The organism is Chitinimonas sp. JJ19 (assembly GCF_036961565.1).
Classification (GTDB): Bacteria; Pseudomonadota; Gammaproteobacteria; order Burkholderiales; family Chitinimonadaceae; genus Chitinimonas.
Map to the genome: position 1 here is coordinate 26,057 of NZ_JBAMDD010000009.1, position 14,653 is coordinate 40,709.

A 14,653-nucleotide genomic window follows, 5' to 3' on the forward strand; every position below is an offset into this window, starting at 1 on the left:
CCTATGCGCCCCGAACTTACGCAGAAGGCCAAGCAGTTTTTCCAGGACAGGCTGGGCATACCCCTGGAAGAGCTGCTGCTACCCATCGAACCGGATAAACCTACCGGGAAATCGGTACGCGGCAATGGTGTCTACAGTGCCATCAAGGAGGCCCGCCGCGAAGATGACGCCAGTGTGCCGCTGGGCGCCTGGGCGTATGAGCTGAAGCAGGCAGACTGGGACAAGGTCAGTGATATCGCCGCCCATGCGCTGGTCAGCAAGACCAAGGATCTGCAACTGGCTGCCTGGCTGCTGGAAGCACAGATTGCCAAGGTAGGTTTTGAGGCCATACCAGCATGTGTCCTGCTGATGCAGTCACTATGCGAGCGCTATTGGGAGGCGCTGTACCCCCGCATAGACGAAGGTGACCAGGAGTATCGGGCCAATATCCTGCGCTGGGTCAATGAAAAGCTATTGCCCCAGATACGCCTGCTGCCTTTGACCAATGCCAACCGTAATGCCCGCGACTACGGCTGGGCGGACTTTGAACAGGCCAAGCGCAATGAGCAGCTGCGCGCCATGCATGGCCGTCATGGCCAGCAGGAGATCGAAGGCACGACCCTGCAGGAATTCCAATCGGCGCTGTCGGCAACCTCTACCGAGTCGCACACCGCCTGCTATCGCCTGCTGGCCGATTCGCTGGAGGCGCTGGAATCCTTTGCCGCCACACTGACCCAGCTTTGGGGCGAAGAGGCACCCAGCCTTAACGGCCTGGCCGGCCTGCTGGAGCAGATACAGGCCTTGATCGCCGGTGAACTCTACAAGCGGGGCGTGCGCCTTAGTGCGCCCCGTGGCAAGGAAGAAAAGCGGGAAGCCGTTGCCACAATCAGCCCGAGTGGTGGCGGCGGCAGTGACGGTGGCGGCGAGGACGATGGTGGTGAAGATGAGGGAGGCAATGGTGATGGCCCTATCCGCAGCCGTGCGGATGCCTATCACCGGCTGGCCGTGATTGCCGACTATCTGGCTGCACGCGAACCGCACAGCCCGGTGCCCTACCTGATACTGCGCGCTGTGGAATGGGGCAATATGAATACCGCTGAGCTCTACCACGAGGTATTCATGAAATTTGGCGGGCAATTGAATGTATTCGAGCTGCTAGGGCTAGACCCTGAGCAGAAGTAGGCGCTTGCTATGAGCGCAATCAGGGGGAGCCTACAGTTTCAGGCTACCCTGCTGCCTACACTGGCCATCATCACCCCGCAATGACTTGAGTCCACCGCAATGACTTGAGTCCATAGCAGGCGAACAGGACGAGCAAATGGACGCACATGCCAAGACCCGCCACCCGGCTTTCAAGCTCGCGCCTTGTGCAACCAAGTCCTACGGTGCTTCGCCCGTTGCCGCGCTGTGCCGTCAGGTGAAGTGGACCTCTGCAACCCTGGCGCCAACGGCGTTTCCCGAACTGATGGCCGCAGCCGGGTATCACCAAGCCGTGTTTGCCGCCATGCCCGATGACTTGCCACAGCGTATCCAGACTTGGCCGGAGGCGCTCTGGCTGGCATGGCGCCATGCCCTGCAGCAGTGCTGGCAGGCTGCCCAAGTGGCAGATGCCGATCTGGCAAGCAAGTTTGCCCATTTTGGCTGGGCGCTGGAGCTATGGGGGCTAGTGCGCGATGCGCAATATGTCCTGCGCGCGGCGAGCCGGGATCCTGCCGATTGCTGGCTGTGGCTGGCACGATGTGAAGCCGCCACCGGGCGGCTGCCGGAGGCCATGGCGTATGTGAGCCGGGTGCTAGCCAACGCCCCCTTGCATGCGGACGCTCGGCGCCTGCAGACCCGCATTGGCCCACGCCTGCGCCAGCAGCAGGCATTGGCCGCCCAGGTGCGCAGCGGCCCCATGCTGAGACTGGAGAGCCTGAATGAGGCGCACGCCGCAGCAATGGCCTGGCAGTACCGCGACCCGCATATCGCGCAAGCCACCGATCTGCCAGAGCTGGTGGATGAAGCGGCAGTGCATGCCTGGCTGATCGAGCAAACGGTGGAGGTGGGCCGGCACAATTACGCGGTCATGCATCTGCACTATGGCTTTATCGGGGTTGTCAGCTTGGCCGCAGTCGGGACGCAGGCTTTCATCCACTACTGGCTGGGCGTGGACTATCAAGGCCAGGGCCATGCCTTGCCCGCTACCACACTGCTTACCACTCAAGCCCGGGCCATGGGCATGCAAACCCTGTTTACCTCGGTACTTCCGAGTAACAAGCGCTCCGTGCGTGTGCTGAATAGGCTGGGCTTTGGTGCGCTAGCCGTGCCACCGCTACGCGATGCTGATGCGGCGTTGCAGTTCTCCTGCCTGCACCTGGATGGCGCAGCAGTAGAGCCCGATGCAGACCTGGCAGCCTTGATGACGCTATGCGCCCAACTGGATGCACCACTGCTGCTGGCAGAGTTGGCCGGCGCAAACCCGCCCCTGGCGCAAAGCGAGGCCACGACATGCTACTAGCTTGCGCCCCTGCCTGTCTTCTTGATCGGCGCCGCCGCCATCTGCCCACCGCGCCCTGGTGGCAAGCCACTATCGAGTGGACTGCGCTCGCTCCCCAGGTGCATGCGCGCCTTTACCCCTGGCATGGTCTCCAATCTACCTATGGGCTGCCCGGTAAAGCCGCCACGCAGGCTGGACTGGATGTCGGGATTCAGCTGGGAAGTCAGCGCAACCTGATGGCGGCGCGGCAGGGGAATATCCACCGTCGCTTGCATGGCACGCCGTGGCGAGGCCTGCGACATGCCCCATTGCTCCAGTATCCGCAGCCTTGGATTCATGTCCTGCGGGTAGGCTACGCCCAGTACGTCGCTCACGCGGCTACCGCTGTCAGACCGTATCAGGCTGACCATATGCCGGCGATGCCGCAAGCCGAGGTGAAATGGAAGAGACATGACCATGCTCCGTGATGCAACTGGGTGGGCTAAACACTAAGCAGTGAATAGGCTGCTGCAGCCAACAGGCCGTAGCAGGCAGTACATGCTGCGTATCACGTACCAGCATAGCAAACCACAGCCACAGGCACCGACATCCTTGATCGCCTGGCGCCGCCTGACGTCCGCCATTGAGCAATCGCTTTCAGCTTGCTGTCTGTATCGCCGTGATGGTGTAGCCGTCCTGCAGCTTTTCCACTTTAAAACGCACCTTATCGCCGGGCTTTACCTGGTCAAGAAAAGCGGCGTCCTTCACCCGGAACACCATGGTCATGGGTGGCATCTCCAGATTCTTGATTTCGCCATGCTTGATGGTGATCTTCTTCTGGTCGGCATCAATCTTCTTGATTTCGCCTTCGGTCAGCTGCTCATGATGGCCTGCATGTTCTGCGGCGGCAGGCGCCGGGGTCTCTGCGCTCGCGCTTAACGGGGCCGCCAGGGCAGCTGTCGCGACCAGGCACAGGTGGAGTGCTTGCTTAAACATAGGAGTTCCTTCCGAGGGTACAGGGGTTGCCAGAAGCTGGCGGCGATTGTGTCAGGGCTTGGCCGGCAAGACGGTGATACGCCCCACCATGCCAGCTTCAAAGTGGCCGGGGATCAGGCAGCCAAACATGAATTCGCCTGGCTTGTTGAACTCCCAGATGATTTCCTGTTGCTTGCTGGGCGGCACGTGCGCCATATAGGGCGAGTCATGCTCCATATTGGGGAACTTCTTCATGACTTCAGCGTGTTCCTTCAGCTTCTGCTCGGTACCCAGTACCAGCTCGTGCATGATCTTGCCCTTGTTGAGCAGCACGATACGCAGCGTCTCGCCTTGGCGCACCGTGATCTTGCTCTGGTTGTATCGCATGTTGTCGTGCATGCTGATATCGATGGTGCGGCTCACCTTTTTGGGGTCGCCCTGGCGGCCAAACGCCTCCTGGTCGGCCGAAATGCCGTGTTTATCGGCTTGCGCGGTGGCGGCTCCGCCATGTGCCCAGGATGGGCCGGCGGCGAGGAGCGAGGCCAGCGCCAAGGTAAGCAGGGGTAATGAGTTACGCATGTATCGTCCCTAGTGCGGTTGAATCAATGGCCGCTGTGGCCGTTGGGTTTGATCACCTGAAGTGTCTTGCTGTCGGCAGCGGGCGCCTTGGCGCGCGTGGGTTCAGCCAGCTCTCCTGTCCACTCGTAAGCCACCGAGCCGGCAGGATACTTGTAGGGGCCAGGGTCCTTGTAGTCGCCAGGCTTGATGTCGTCCCTGACCTTGAAAGTCGTAAACATGCCGCCCATCTCGATGGGGCCGAACTGGCCCATGCCAGTCATCATGGGCAGGGTGTTGTCGGGCAGCGCCATTTCCATTTCACCCATGTCCGCCATACCGCGCTCGCCCATGACCATATACTCAGGCACCAGCTTGTTGATCTTGTCGACCAGCCCGCGATGATCCACCCCTATCATGGTGGGTACGTCATGACCCATGGCATTCATGGTGTGGTGGGATTTATGGCAGTGGAACGCCCAATCGCCAGGCCGATTGGCCACGAACTCGATGGCACGCATCTGTCCTACCGCCACATCGGTGGTCACTTCCGGCCAGCGTGCAGATTTGGGTACCCAGCCGCCATCAGTGCAAGTCACCTCAAAGTCCACGCCATGCAGATGGATGGGGTGGTTGGTCATGGTCAGATTACCCACCCGGATGCGCACTCTGTCGTGGGTCCGTGCCACCAGTGAGTCGATGCCGGGGAAGGCGCGGCTGTTCCAGGTCCACAGATTGAAGTCAGTCATGGTATTGATCCTGGGCGTGTAGCTGCCAGGGTCTATATCGTAGGCATTCAGCAAGAACACAAAATCACGGTCTACCGCCATGAACTTGGGGTTACGTGGGTGGACAACCAGCGACCCCATCATGCCCATGGCCATCTGCGTCATTTCGTCCGCATGCGGGTGGTACATGAAGGTGCCCGACTTGATCATCTTGAACTCATATACAAAGGTCTTGCCAGGCTTGATCTGCGGTTGATTCAGCCCCCCCACACCATCCATGCCATTGGGCAGCAGAATGCCGTGCCAATGCACCGTGGTATGTTCAGGCAGGCGGTTGGTAACAAAAATCCGCACCTTGTCGCCCTCCACGCACTCTATGGTGGGCCCAGGGCTTTGGCCGTTGTAACCCCACAGATTGGCCTTCATGCCGGGGGCAATCTCCCGCACTACCGGTTCGGCCACCAGGTGAAACTCCTTCCAGCCGTCGCGCATGCGCCATGGCAGCGTCCAGCCGTTGAGTGTCACAACCGGGTTATAGGGCCGCCCGTTCGGTGGATGCAGCGGCGGCTGCATGACTGCACTGTCCTGGCTGGCTGCCTCTGGCAGGCTGGCTGCCCCCACGCGCGATACGGTGGCCGCTCCAACCAGACCTGCGGCGGCTTGTTGCAGAAACTGTCTGCGATTGCTCATCTGTGCTTCCTAAACTAGTGTCCACCACTGGCCGGCGGCATCCCTACCGGGCCTTCGGCTTGCTGCTGCGTTGGGCCGCCGGCGGTCGCCGCCAACTCCAGGTTGGCGTCAGCCTCCCAGAAGGCGCGCAATGCCTCCATATAGGCGTTCACGCTGCCAACCTGTTCGCGCGCGTCGGCCAGCAACTCGAATACACCTATCAGCATGCCGTTGTAGCGCAGCAGGTTTTCCTCGGAAATGGATTTACGCAACGGCACGATTTCATCGCGGTAGTGCTTGGCCAGGTCATAGGCACTGCGATAGCCCAGATAGCTGGTACGCAACTCCGATTCGGCGTTGATCCCAACTTCAGCTGCCCGGTTGAAGGCAATACGGTAGCTGGCCTCGGCCCGCGCCACCTTGGCGCCGCTCCAGTCGAACAGCGGCAGTTGCAGCTCCAGTTCGTACCCTCTGCTGCGATGCCCGTCATTGGTGCTGTTGCGCAAATAGGAGGTTTCCAGTGCATTGACGAAACCCGTGGATCGAGTCAACCCCAGTGCGCTCGCCAGTCCGCTGACTTCATGCTTGGCCATCTGGATGTCCAACCGGTGCTGCACAGCAGTCTGGGCAGCCGTATCGAATTCGCGCGGCTTGGCCGGCAGATCGGGCAGGCGCTCGGGCAAGGTCAGCCGCATGGCATCCTGACCTGCCAGGCCGGACAAGCGTACCAGTCGCTCCCTTGCCTCTATCGCCGCCTGTCTGGCACGGGCCAGTTGTGCGATGGTTTCTGCGTAATAGGCCTGCTCTCGGGCATAGGCCAGCTTGCTGAAATTGCCCACTGCGGCCATGCGCTTGGCCAGGGTGGCACTGGCCTCAGCGGCCTCGTTCACATCCGCCATATAGCGGGCCGATTGCTCTGCCGCCACGGCATTGACCCAGGCCTTGCGGGTATCCAGTGCGATACGGGTGATGTCGCCTGCCACACGCAGTTTTTCCTGCTCCACCTTGCGTGTCTCGATTGCCGTACGCCACGGAATGAACAACACCCCCAGGATATCGATGCGGAAGGCCCGTTCGTATTCAACCTCATCGCCGCTACGCAGCTTGCCGAAGCTGAGTGTGGGGTTCTCCAGGCGCGAAGCCTGCGCCAGCTCGGCTTGGGCCACGCCTATCTCGGCCAGCTTGGCCTGCACCGACCGGTTGTTGAGCATGGCCAGCCGCACCGCATCGTCGGCCCCCAAGGGCTTGGACAGCAATGCATCGACAGCCCTGGTCCGATCGCGTTCATCGGCTTCGCTCACCACCGGCTTCAGTGCGCCCGCGTGCCCCCCACCCACCCATTGCTTCACATCAGCAATGGCACCATCGGGCGAGACGGATGCGCAGCCTGCCAGCAACGCCACCATCACCGCGGCCAAGCCCTGCCGGGCTCGGGCATGCCGCGCCACACCAGCAAGCCTCATTGCTTGCCTCCTGCGTGCTGGTGCTCGGCCTTTGCGGATTCAGGCTGCTGCACATCGCTCATCTTCTTGCCGTGGTGCGCATGGTGATGCTTCATACCTGCCTGCTCTACCTGCGCCTTGGCATGCCCGGCATGCCCGCCCAGCGCGGCCATCTCCTTGTTGGCTGCCTGCCATTGCGGTCGTGGCAACTGGGCCTGCCAGGGGGCGTAGGCATCAAAGGCCGACTGATATACCGCCGCAGGCCCAGGCTCTGCCGCAGCGCTACCCAGGGCCGCCATGCCGACAAGTGCCAATAATCCAATATGCGACCGCATCTATACCTCCTGCTGAGTTGCCACTTACTTTAGGTGGCGCCGCTCGTCATCAAGCTGACATTCTGATTACAAATTTGTAATGTTCGACGCCGACAACCTCGCCCGCTTAGGATGTGAGCCTGGATGGAGGGCGCTATGCGTATTTTACTGGCTGAGGATGAGATACATGCTGGCGAATACCTGGTCAAAGGGCTAGGTGAGAATGGTCTGTTGGTGGATTGGGTCAGGAATGGGCTGGATGTCATCCACCAAACCGCCAGCATCGACTACGACCTGGTGATACTCGATGTTGGCCTGCCGGGGCTGGATGGCTGGGAGGTACTGCGGCGGCTACGCCCAGCGCAGACCATGCCGGTGCTGTTTCTGACAGCCCGAGATCGGGTGGAAGACCGGGTAAAGGGGCTGGAGCTCGGCGCAGACGACTACCTGATCAAGCCCTTCGCCTTCTCTGAGCTGCTGGCACGCGTGCATGTGCAGCTACGGCGAGGCAAGCAGCAGGAGCTGGAGGTGCTGTCCTTGGCCGATCTGGAAGTACACCTGTTGCGGCGGCGGGTGGAACGCAGCGGACAGCGCATAGACCTGACCGCCAAGGAGTATGCCCTGCTGCTGCTCTTTATGCGGCGCAAGGGCGAAGTGCTGTCACGCACCCTGATTGCCGAGCAGGTCTGGGACATGAACTTCGATAGCGACACCAATGTGGTCGAAGTCGCCATACGGCGGCTGCGGGCCAAGATAGATGAACCGTTCGATACGCCATTGCTGCATACCGTGCGGGGCTTTGGCTACGTCATGGAACAACGGCCATGATGGCCCTGCCAGGTCGAGCCAGCCTGGCCTTGCGGCTGGTAAGCCTGTTTTCGGCTGGTTCCGCCATCATCATGGCCCTGGTGGGCTACACCCTGTACCACGCCCTGGGTATGCAGCTGGATGAGCGCGATACCGCCGAGATCAATGGCAAGACCGAAGTCGTACAGCATCAGCTGGCTGCCATCCCCCGCGCTGATGCCCTGGCCGAGCATGTCGGCAAGCTGCGCGAAATTACTGTGGGGCACCCCCATCTCAGCATAGGGCTACGCTCGGGCTCTATCTGGCTACTGCCGCCGCAGCCCTTGGTGCGCCGGGCGATACAAGGTGCGGCACTCCCTCCTGAGGGGCGCATCGTCACCTTGGAAGAGAGCGGGACGCGCTGGTGGGTGCGGCGCATCACCCATCATTGGGCTACCCCCCAACCGGCCAGCCTTGACGCCTATGTGGCCGTCGAAGTGACCGAATCACAACGCATATTGCACTCGCACAGACTGGTGGCCTTGCTGGTCGTCGTACTCGGCACCCTTTTCAGCGGCCTGCTGGCCTATTTTGTGGCCCGCCGAGGTCTGGCGCCGCTACACCAGCTGGCAGCACAGGCCGAACTGCTTACGGCCGAACAACTGGGTGCGCCGTTGGATGTGGAGCGGGCACCGGGCGAGGTGCGTGGCGTAGTCGAAAGCCTGAACCGCATGTTGGCACGGCTGCATGAAAGCTTTCGCAGCCTGGAGCAGTTCTCCGCCGACATTGCCCACGAGCTGCGCACCCCGCTGAACAACCTGATGCTGCAGACCCAGGTCACCCTAAGCCGCCCACGCGACGCAGATAGCTACCACGAAGCGCTACTCTCCAATCTGGAAGAACTGGAACGGATGCAGCGCATGGTGCTGGACATGCTGTTTCTGGCACGCGCAGACCGCGGCATGCTGACCTTGCAGCGCCAGGCGTTGGATCTGCGTGCAGAGGCCGACAGCCTTGCCGAGTTTTTCGAGCTGGCCGCCTCCGAGCGCCACCAGACCATCACGGTAACGGGCGCGGCCACAGTGTGGGGCGACCGCCTGATGGTACGCCGGGCCCTGACCAATCTCCTGTCCAATGCGGTGCGCTACGCCCCGCTTGAGGCCGCCATCAGTATTACGCTGGAGGCCAGCGCCAGTGGGGCCAGCGTTACGGTGTCCAATCCCGGCCCGCCTATCCCCCCCAACGAACTGCAGCACCTGGTCACCCGCTTTGCCAGGGGCGATGATGCCCGCAGCCGCGACACTGACGGCGTGGGCCTGGGACTGGCTATCGTGGATTCCATCATCCGCCTGCACCAGGGCGAGATGACGATCAGCAGCGCATCAGGGCATATTGGGGTTTGCTTGCGTTTTCCCGCCTATGCCGCTTGACGCCGTCAGCAAGGCGGCGAGGCAGGTACGCTGCCAGCGAGCGATCCTTATATCCTGACTCTGGGGTGCATCTCCGTTGAGTACCAGACTCACTGCTGCAAAGGCTTGACCTGCACATTACCGCGCTCGGCGGCAGCCTTGGCCGCAGCTTCATCTGCAGCGGCTTTGGCGGCTGCCTCTTCGGCTGCCTTGTCCTTGCTGGCTGCCTCTACCGCCCAGCTACCAGCTTTCACCACGCCCTTGCCGGTCGCGATGGCTACGTCGGCTGTCACTTCCACCGCAGTAGCGGCGAGGCTCACTGCTGTGCCGGCCACGCTGATGACAGCGCAACCACCCAGGCTGCCTATGATGGCGAACAGCCCTATCCAACGTGCTAATTGCATACTTGCTTCCCGAGTTGCCTGCTTCAATCGATGCACAATACCACTTTGCCACAGTTGCGGTTGTCTTCCAGATAGCGGTGTGCCTGGGGGGCATCGGCCCAGGCGAAGGTCTGGTCCAGCGTTAGTTTGATCTCACCTGCTGCCAGTGCAGGTAGCACTGTGTCGCGCAGTGCAGCGGTCAGGCTGGCCTTTACTTGGGCCGGCTGCGGCCGCAGCGTAGAGCCGCGCACCGATAGCCGCTTCACCAACAGCCGGCCGATATCGAGTTGCGCCCCTGCGCCCCCCATCAAACCAATGACCACCAATCTGCCATCGGGTTTCAGGCTGGCCAGGTTGCCATCCAGATAGGCACCGCCTATGCAATCCAGTATCAGCTCCACACCACCCAGTGCTTTGACCTCGGCGGCAAAATCTGCTGTGCGGTAGTTGATGGCCAGGCGTGCGCCCAGGCTGCGGCAGTAGGCAGCTTTCGCCTCGCTACCCACCGTGGCGATGGCGCTGGCGCCCAGCAGCTTGGCCAGTTGTATGGCCGCCGCGCCCACGCCACTGGCGCCTGCATGCACCAGTATCGTTTCCCCGGCCCGCAGGCCGCCGAGCACCACAAGGTTGAGCCAGGCGGTCATCCAGGCTTCTGGCAGGCTGGCTGCAGCTTCGACGCTGAGCCAGTCAGACCGTAGCACGGCGCAGTCGGCAGCTAGCACGGTATATTGGGCATAGCCGCCGCCGGCCACCAGGCCGAACACCGCATCGCCCACGGCAAACCCAGTAACGCCCTCGCCCAGCGCAGCGACTTCGCCCGCCACCTCCAGGCCCAGTATGGGCGATGCACCTGGCGGGGCCGGGTAGCGCCCTTCTCGTTGCACGATATCGGCGCGGTTGACGCCGGCAGCCTGCACGCGCACCAGTAATTGCCCAGCAGCCGGTATCGGTGTGGTGGTAGTCCCCATACATAGCGTATCGGCGCCACCGGGCGCGGTTTGCAGTAGCGCACGCATGGTGGCTGGCGGTGGCATGCTCATGTCAGTGCCACACTCATGGCGGCGTCCTTTACCTTGCCGGCCTCATGCGGCAAGGACAGGTAGTCGGTAGATTGCATCTCGGTCAAGCGGCTGGCGGTGCGGAAGAACTCATGGGCAAAGCTGCCTTCGGTGTAGATAGCCTCGGCTTCGGTCTGGGCCGAGATGATCAACTTGACCCGGTAGTCGTAGAAAACATCGACCAGCCAGGTGAGCCGCCGTGCGGCCGATGCCTCCTTGGCGGTCAGCACTGGCACATCAGACAGGATGACGGTGTGGTACTGCCGTGCCAGCCATAGATAATCGGTTTGTGAGCGCGGGCCATCGCACAGTTCCTTGAAGCTGAACCACACCACCCCAGGTGCGTGGCGCAGGGCCGTCACCTTGCGCTCCTCTATCACCATCTCGCAGGGCAGGTCGGATGCCGTAGCCAGCTTGCTGAAGATGCTGGCCAGTTCCCTGTCGGTATCGGGCGTGATGGGGGTGAGATACGTGCGCGCCTGGGTCAGAGTGCGCATACGGTAGTCGTTGCCGCCATCGACATTGACGACCTCCACATGCTGCTTGAGCAAGGCGATGGTGGGCAGGAAGTTATGGCGCTGCAGACCATTGGGGTAGAGGTCATCCGGCGCATAGTTGCTGGTGGCCACCAGCACGGTGCCCAGGTCGAACAAGTGGGTGAACAAGCGGCCCAGTATCATGGCGTCAGCAATGTCCGAGACATGGAATTCGTCGAAGCACAGTACGCGTGTATGTCTGGCAATGTTGGCGGCCACGGTGGCCAGCGGGTCGGTTTCGTTCTTCAGCGCGCGCAGGCCATCGTGCACCTCTTGCATGAAGTGGTGGAAATGCAGCCTGCGCTTGCGCTTATAGGGCAGGCAGGCAAAGAAGCCATCCATGAGAAAGCTCTTGCCGCGTCCTACCCCGCCCCAGAAATACAAGCCCTTGGGCACATCGGGCGAGGGCAGCAGGCTGCGGCCGAACAGCCGGTCGCGCTTGCGCTTGAATTCCAGCAGGTCGTCGTACAGGCGCTGCAGGTGGCGTATGGCGTTTTCCTGCGATGCATCGCGCTGGAAACCTTCTTGCCCTGCGGCGGCCTCATACCACTGTAATGGTGGTGTGCCAGGCTGGATATGGGCGGTGAATACGTGTTGCGACATGGCGGACTTTGGTTGGCGCGATAAAACCGATTATAACTGTGACGCAAGCACGCACGCTCCCCGAAGCCTGGGTTCGTACGCGTGCAGGCAACCCTAGCAGGAAGTTCTTGGGCCTGCCATAACTGCTAGGGCGGCACACAATTCGCTTGAGCTGGCCGGCACGACTGGGAAAATGGGATATCGGGAGGTAGCTGCAAGACCTGACGTAACGACTCGTATATATTGGGGACTGGCCGCAGCCGGGTGGCAGCGATGCACACCCTCAAACCTAATAACGCGGCCATTCCAAGCACGCAAACTCAGGAGAAAGCCAACATGGCCAGAATCGCACTCGTCACCGGCGGCATGGGCGGTATCGGAACCGCCATCTGTCAGAAACTCGCCGACGCGGGGCACACCGTAGTCACCACCTACAGCCGGCCAGGCAAGGAAGTTCAATGGCTAGCCGACCAGAAGGAAAAGGGCTACACCTTCCACGCCTATCAATGTGATGTGGCCGACTATGAATCCTGCCAGGCACTTGCCGCCCGCATCAGCGCGGAAGTCGGCCCGGTTGATGTGCTGGTCAACAATGCCGGCATCACCAAGGACACCACCTTCCGCAAGATGAGCAAGGTGGACTGGGATGTGGTCATGCGTACCGACCTGGATTCCATCTTCAACGTCACCAAGCCCTTTATCGACGGCATGACCGACCGCAGCTTCGGCCGTGTCATCAATATCTCCAGCATCAATGGCCAAAAAGGCCAGTTCGGCCAGACCAACTACTCGGCAGCCAAGGCCGGCATGCATGGCTTTACCAAGGCCCTGGCACAGGAAGTCGCCAAGAAGGGCGTCACGGTCAACACCGTCAGCCCAGGCTATATCGCCACCGAGATGGTCATGGCAGTCAAGGAAGAAATCCGTCACGCCATCATTTCCGGCATCCCGGTCAACCGCCTGGGCCTGCCGGAAGAAGTCGCCGACCTGGTGGTTTATCTGGCTGGTGACAAATCCGGCTTCATCACCGGCTCCAATATCGCCATCAACGGCGGCCAGCATATGTACTAAGCGCCGCGCCAGCCGCGACAGGTACGCTGGCTCTGCCAGACCGTTTCAGTACCTGTCGTAAACGCTGAGGTAGCAAGGGGTGCATGGCACCCCTTTTCATTTACATGGCCGCAGATATACGCCGCAGCGCAGGGGTCTTGCAATGATTGTGCTTATAAATCAGTTACATAATTATTTCCAAATTGCCCACCCCCGCATCAGGCGGTATCCTTCCGCTTTGAACCGAACTTGAATGAACAGCGCCCTGCCATGACCATCGTCATCAAGACTCAGGAAGACATCGAGAAAATGCGTATTGCCGGCCGGCTGGCCAGCGAAGTGCTCGATTACATCACCCCCTTCGTCAAGCCGGGCGTAACGACGCTGGAATTGAACCGTCTGTGCCATGAATACATGGTCAATGTGCAAGGCACCATCCCGGCGCCACTCAACTATTGCCCACCGGGTTATACCCCCTACCCGGCCGCCATCTGCACCTCGGTCAACCAGGTGATCTGCCATGGCATACCCAACGACAAGCCGCTCAAGAACGGCGATGTGGTCAATCTGGATATCACCGTCATCAAGGATGGCTACCACGGCGACAACAGCCGCATGTATGAGGTTGGCACCGTTGCCTCCCATACCCGCCGCCTGAGCCAGGTAACCTATGAATGCATGTGGTTAGGCATAGAGCTGGTCAAGCCGGGCGCCCGCCTTGGCGATATCGGTGCCGCCATTCAGCGCCATGCCGAGAAGAACGGTTACTCGGTGGTGCGCGAATTCTGTGGTCACGGCATAGGCAAGAAGTTCCATGAGGAGCCACAGGTGCTGCACTACGGCAAGCCGGGCACTGGCGTGGAACTGAAGGCCGGCATGATCTTCACCATCGAGCCTATGATCAACGCTGGCAAGAAGGACATACGCTCCATGCCCGACGGTTGGACCATAGTCACCAAGGATCGCTCCATCTCTGCCCAGTGGGAACACACCATACTTGTGACCGAGACCGGCTATGAAGTGCTGACCCAGTCCGCTGGTTCACCAGCCAAGCCGGCCCTGCTCTCAGCGCCGGTCACCGCCTGACAGGCCAGGCATGCCACACAGAGACGCCGTTTAGCGGCGTCTTTTGCATTTGCGGCACATGCCAGCGCAAATACAGGGTAAACGGGCAGCGCCGGAATATAAAACCGGCCGCCGTCGGCACCGTCTATGCTGCTTTCAAAGCTAAAAAGACTGCCCTGGAGGATAAGCCATGCTGGTTCCCATCGACCTGGCGGATGCGTTGCTCGCCGCCGAGCTTTTGCAGCTGCAGCGCCTGGCCTACCGCCAGGAAGCCGAACTGATTGGCTACCCCGACCTGCCACCGCTCAAGGAAGGCCTGCCCGAGTTGATGGATAGTGGCGAAACCATGCTGGGTTGGCGTGTAGATGGCGAATTGCAGGGCGCCATTGGTTTTATCGAGGACGGTGATGGCATCCTGATCTGCCGCCTGGTGGTATCACCTGCTGTGCAGCGCCGAGGGGTAGCGGTGCAACTGGTCAATGCCGTGCTCGATTGGGTAGGGGCGCAGCCGCTGCGTGTCTCCACTGCGGCTGCCAATGCCCCTGCCCTGGCCTTGTACGCCAAGCTGGGCTTCAAGCCGGTGCGCACTTCTCAAACGCCTGATGGGCTGGCACTGGTCAGCCTCTTGCACACCGGCTGAGCGGCCCTGGCCTATAGCGCACCA

Annotated in this window: 16 protein-coding genes; 7 read left to right on the forward strand and 9 right to left on the reverse strand. The window is 61.1% G+C overall.

All coding sequences use genetic code 11. From position 1 onward, the window contains the following. The first annotated feature begins 3 nt into the window (after positions 1–3). Positions 4–1,161 carry a type VI secretion system protein TssA gene (gene tssA / locus V7714_RS12520; protein ID WP_335710030.1) on the forward strand — a complete coding sequence of 386 codons (1,158 nt, stop codon included), beginning with the start codon at positions 4–6 and terminating at the stop codon, positions 1,159–1,161. Between the two features lie 136 nt (positions 1,162–1,297). Continuing rightward, positions 1,298–2,479 (forward strand): GNAT family N-acetyltransferase, encoded by a 1,182-nt coding sequence (locus V7714_RS12525; protein ID WP_335710031.1) that lies wholly within the window; start codon positions 1,298–1,300, stop codon positions 2,477–2,479. On the opposite strand, the gene V7714_RS12530 is transcribed toward V7714_RS12525, so the two are convergent. The 6 genes from V7714_RS12530 to V7714_RS12555 all read right to left on the reverse strand — a co-directional run bounded on the left by V7714_RS12530 (position 2,476) and on the right by V7714_RS12555 (position 7,141). Then, on the reverse strand, positions 2,476–2,910 hold the full coding sequence (locus tag V7714_RS12530) for a hypothetical protein (RefSeq protein ID WP_335710032.1): 435 nt from the start codon (positions 2,908–2,910) through the stop codon (positions 2,476–2,478). The genes V7714_RS12525 and V7714_RS12530 overlap by 4 nt on opposite strands. Before the next feature lie 184 nt (positions 2,911–3,094). Continuing rightward, positions 3,095–3,433, reverse strand: a complete 339-nt coding sequence (locus V7714_RS12535; protein ID WP_335710033.1) for a copper-binding protein — start codon at positions 3,431–3,433, stop codon at positions 3,095–3,097. Positions 3,434–3,484: 51 nt separating this feature from the next. Continuing rightward, positions 3,485–3,991 carry a cupredoxin domain-containing protein gene (locus V7714_RS12540; RefSeq protein ID WP_335710034.1) on the reverse strand — a complete coding sequence of 169 codons (507 nt, stop codon included), beginning with the start codon at positions 3,989–3,991 and terminating at the stop codon, positions 3,485–3,487. 23 nt (positions 3,992–4,014) lie between these two features. Further along, a complete protein-coding gene (locus V7714_RS12545) occupies positions 4,015–5,385 on the reverse strand; it encodes a multicopper oxidase family protein (RefSeq protein ID WP_335710035.1) in 1,371 nt (456 codons plus the stop codon). Positions 5,386–5,399: 14 nt separating this feature from the next. Further along, positions 5,400–6,827 carry a TolC family protein gene (locus V7714_RS12550; protein WP_335710036.1) on the reverse strand — a complete coding sequence of 476 codons (1,428 nt, stop codon included), beginning with the start codon at positions 6,825–6,827 and terminating at the stop codon, positions 5,400–5,402. Next, positions 6,824–7,141 (reverse strand): hypothetical protein, encoded by a 318-nt coding sequence (locus tag V7714_RS12555; RefSeq protein WP_335710037.1) that lies wholly within the window; start codon positions 7,139–7,141, stop codon positions 6,824–6,826. The genes V7714_RS12550 and V7714_RS12555 overlap by 4 nt, the downstream gene beginning before the upstream one ends. A gap of 135 nt (positions 7,142–7,276) precedes the next feature. On the opposite strand from V7714_RS12555, the gene V7714_RS12560 reads away from it, so the two are divergent. Beyond that, a complete protein-coding gene (locus tag V7714_RS12560) occupies positions 7,277–7,948 on the forward strand; it encodes a heavy metal response regulator transcription factor (protein ID WP_335710038.1) in 672 nt (223 codons plus the stop codon). After that, positions 7,945–9,336: a heavy metal sensor histidine kinase gene (locus V7714_RS12565; protein ID WP_335710039.1), complete on the forward strand. Its 1,392-nt coding sequence runs from the start codon at positions 7,945–7,947 to the stop codon at positions 9,334–9,336. Before V7714_RS12560 ends, V7714_RS12565 begins: the two co-directional genes overlap by 4 nt. A gap of 89 nt (positions 9,337–9,425) precedes the next feature. On the opposite strand, the gene V7714_RS12570 is transcribed toward V7714_RS12565, so the two are convergent. The 3 genes from V7714_RS12570 to zapE are packed head-to-tail and all read right to left on the reverse strand — an operon-like array spanning position 9,426 to position 11,895. Beyond that, entirely contained in the window at positions 9,426–9,719 is a 294-nt protein-coding gene (locus V7714_RS12570) for a hypothetical protein (RefSeq protein WP_335710040.1), read from the reverse strand. Positions 9,720–9,742: 23 nt separating this feature from the next. After that, the gene (locus V7714_RS12575) at positions 9,743–10,738 is read right to left on the reverse strand and encodes an NAD(P)H-quinone oxidoreductase (protein WP_335710041.1); all 996 of its coding nucleotides are present in this window, start codon (positions 10,736–10,738) and stop codon (positions 9,743–9,745) included. Further along, complete coding sequence (gene zapE / locus V7714_RS12580; RefSeq protein ID WP_335710042.1) at positions 10,735–11,895, reverse strand: cell division protein ZapE; 1,161 nt, start codon at positions 11,893–11,895, stop codon at positions 10,735–10,737. The genes V7714_RS12575 and zapE overlap by 4 nt, the downstream gene beginning before the upstream one ends. 315 nt (positions 11,896–12,210) lie before the next feature. Between zapE and phbB the strand changes: the two genes are divergently transcribed. The 3 genes from phbB (at position 12,211) to V7714_RS12595 (ending at position 14,629) form a co-directional block, all read left to right on the forward strand. After that, positions 12,211–12,945: an acetoacetyl-CoA reductase gene (phbB, locus tag V7714_RS12585; RefSeq protein WP_335710043.1), complete on the forward strand. Its 735-nt coding sequence runs from the start codon at positions 12,211–12,213 to the stop codon at positions 12,943–12,945. Positions 12,946–13,194: 249 nt separating this feature from the next. Continuing rightward, positions 13,195–14,010 (forward strand): type I methionyl aminopeptidase, encoded by an 816-nt coding sequence (gene map, locus V7714_RS12590; RefSeq protein ID WP_335710158.1) that lies wholly within the window; start codon positions 13,195–13,197, stop codon positions 14,008–14,010. Positions 14,011–14,179: 169 nt separating this feature from the next. Then, complete coding sequence (locus tag V7714_RS12595) at positions 14,180–14,629, forward strand: GNAT family N-acetyltransferase (RefSeq protein WP_335710044.1); 450 nt, start codon at positions 14,180–14,182, stop codon at positions 14,627–14,629. Positions 14,630–14,653 lie beyond the last annotated feature (24 nt).